Below are 2129 nucleotides of genomic sequence, written 5' to 3'. Positions count from 1 at the left end.
GCGCTCGCGTCGGCCGGCCTGGTGGTGGTGCCCGCACTGGCCGTCGACCGGCGCGGGCGGCGCCTGGGCCGCGGCGGCGGCTTCTACGACCGGACGCTCGCGCTCGCCGCGCCCGGCGCCCTGCTGGTCGTCCCGCTGCACGACGGCGAGCTGCTCGACGACGTCCCGGCCGAGGACCACGACGTCGCGGTGGGGGCCGCAGTCCTGGCTCGGGACGGGGTGGTGCATCTCTCGCCCTGACCGTGTGGACGGGTCGGAGCGACCGTTGCCTCGGAGTATGCTGGCACTCGTTCTCGCCGAGTGCCAGCCCGCGGGCGGGCACCGCCCCAGTTCGTCCGGAGGATGTTGTGCCGACCTACCAGTACGCATGCACCGCGTGTGACCACCGCTTCGAGGCGGTGCAGTCGTTCTCCGACGACGCCCTCAGCACCTGCCCGAACTGCGGCGGGAAGCTGCGCAAGGTCTTCTCCTCGGTGGGCATCGTGTTCAAGGGCAGCGGGTTCTACCGCACCGACTCCCGCTCGGGCTCGGTGAGCAGCGGGTCCGGGGCCTCGTCCGAGTCGGCGAAGTCCGACAGCTCATCGTCGAGCTCGTCGTCCTCGGACTCCTCGTCCTCGTCGAGCTCCTCGTCCTCCTCGGCCTCCTCGTCGTCGAGCTCCTCGTCGAGCTCGGCCGGCGCGTCGTCCTCGAAGGCCGCCGCTTCCTGATCCGTCCACAACCGGCCGGGTTGTCCACAGGCCGGTGGATCGGCCCGCCACCGGCCGAGTCCCGCCCTAGCGTCGGAACGACGACGGCGGAGGGGCGGCCATGGCGGAGCAGACACAGCGGGCGGACCGCCCGTGGGACCGGCTGCTGCGGCGGCCCTCCTGGTCACGGGCGTTGCTGGCCCGCCGGGTGCTGGCCGCCGCCCTCGCGGTCGCGGCCGTGGTCGTGGCACTGCTCCCCGCCGCAGGTGACGAGCGGGTCCCGGTACTGGTCGCGGCCCGTGACCTCGCCCCCGGCACGGCACTGGGCCCGGCCGACGTCGTCGTGGCCTCCTGGCCGCCCGCTCTCGTCCCCGCCGGTGCCCTGACCGCGCCCGACGCCGTGGCCGGACGGCTGCTCGCCGGACCGGTGACCGCGGGCGAGCCGATCGGCGAGCTGCGGCTGGTCGGGTCCGCGCTCGCCGTCGTCACCGGTGGGCCAGGGGCCTCGGCGGTGCCGCTGCGCCCGGCCGATCCGGCGGTGGCCGCGCTGCTGTCCCCCGGTTCCCGGGTGGACGTCGTGGCGGGCGACCCGGACGGCGCCCGTGTGCTGGCCGCGCGGGCCGGGGTGGTGGCGGTGCTGCCACCCGCCCCCGGGGCCGCCGGGGCGCGGGCGGACCCGGGACCGCTGGTGCTGGTCGCGCTGCCCGAGGCGGAGGCGACCGCGGTGGCCGCCGCGACGCTGGCCGGCGAGGTCACGGTCACCCTGCGCTGAGCCCCGCGCCGTCCCCGCGGTGCGGGCCGCCCTCGGTCTCCGAACGCGCTCCGGCCGGTCAGCCGCCGTGGTGCGGGGGACGGTTCTCGGTGAACCAGCGGTCGGGGTCCGCGGTGTCGCGCTCGTCGGCGGCGCCGTAGTCGGCCCGCTCGTCGGCGGTGGTCGAGGGGTCGTCGCCGAAGATCTCCTCGATCCGTCGGCGCATCCGGTCCGCGGGCTCGCTCATGGCCCCATGGTGCCGTGCGCGGGCGGCGCGGGTGGACACCGATCCCGCGTCACCGTGCCGTGCCGTACTCGCGCCGCCCCACGACGACGCGTCCGGGTGACACCATGGGGTCAGCCGTACGCATCCGCCCGGGCGACCGGGCGACGACAGGAGAGGTGGACCACTCATGGGGTTCCTGGACAAGGCACGCGAGGCGGCCGAGAACGCGATCGAGAAGGCGAAGCCGCACCTGGACAAGGCGATGGAGCAGGCCGGCCCGCACCTGGACAAGGCCAAGGAGAAGGCGGGCCCGCTCGTCGAGAAGGCCGCCGAGAAGGTCGACCAGGCCACCGGCGGCAAGTACTCCGAGCAGATCGGCGGGGTGAAGGGCAAGGTCGAGGTTGCACTCGGGCACACCGGCCCGGCCGCTCCGGGCGCCGGCACGCACGGCGACGCCGTCCCGCCG

At 75.8% G+C, this 2129-nt stretch carries 5 protein-coding genes; 4 read left to right on the top strand and 1 reads right to left on the bottom strand.

Annotation, left to right across the window (positions count from 1 at the left end; all coding sequences use genetic code 11):
- The 3 genes from NH602_RS30370 to NH602_RS30360 all read left to right on the top strand — a co-directional run.
- A partial coding sequence (locus tag NH602_RS30370; protein ID WP_305882482.1) for a 5-formyltetrahydrofolate cyclo-ligase occupies positions 1–240 on the top strand: 240 nt, incomplete at its 5' end.
- A 107-nt stretch (positions 241–347) separates the two neighbouring features.
- Positions 348–707: an FmdB family zinc ribbon protein gene (locus NH602_RS30365; RefSeq protein WP_179761099.1), complete on the top strand. Its 360-nt coding sequence runs from the start codon at positions 348–350 to the stop codon at positions 705–707.
- 100 nt (positions 708–807) lie between these two features.
- Positions 808–1458 (top strand): SAF domain-containing protein, encoded by a 651-nt coding sequence (locus NH602_RS30360; protein WP_073577593.1) that lies wholly within the window; start codon positions 808–810, stop codon positions 1456–1458.
- A 58-nt stretch (positions 1459–1516) separates the two neighbouring features.
- Here NH602_RS30360 and NH602_RS30355 read toward each other — a convergent pair whose 3' ends face one another.
- A complete protein-coding gene (locus tag NH602_RS30355; RefSeq protein WP_167379102.1) occupies positions 1517–1684 on the bottom strand; it encodes a hypothetical protein in 168 nt (55 codons plus the stop codon).
- Positions 1685–1850: 166 nt separating this feature from the next.
- Between NH602_RS30355 and NH602_RS30350 the strand changes: the two genes are divergently transcribed.
- The coding region (locus tag NH602_RS30350) for an antitoxin (RefSeq protein ID WP_253069625.1) at positions 1851–2129 on the top strand (279 nt) is incomplete at its 3' end.

It is taken from the genome of Pseudonocardia sp. McavD-2-B, from assembly GCF_024124365.1.
GTDB lineage: Bacteria > Actinomycetota > Actinomycetes > Mycobacteriales > Pseudonocardiaceae > Pseudonocardia > Pseudonocardia alni.
This window is presented reverse-complemented; position numbering and strand designations above follow the sequence as displayed.

Excerpts from the sequence above, each read along its gene's own strand:
- NH602_RS30355 (WP_167379102.1), bottom strand. The coding sequence starts at position 1,684 with ATGAGCGAGCCCGCGGACCGGATGCGCCGACGGATCGAGGAGATCTTC.
- NH602_RS30360 (WP_073577593.1), top strand. The coding sequence starts at position 808 with ATGGCGGAGCAGACACAGCGGGCGGACCGCCCGTGGGACCGGCTGCTG.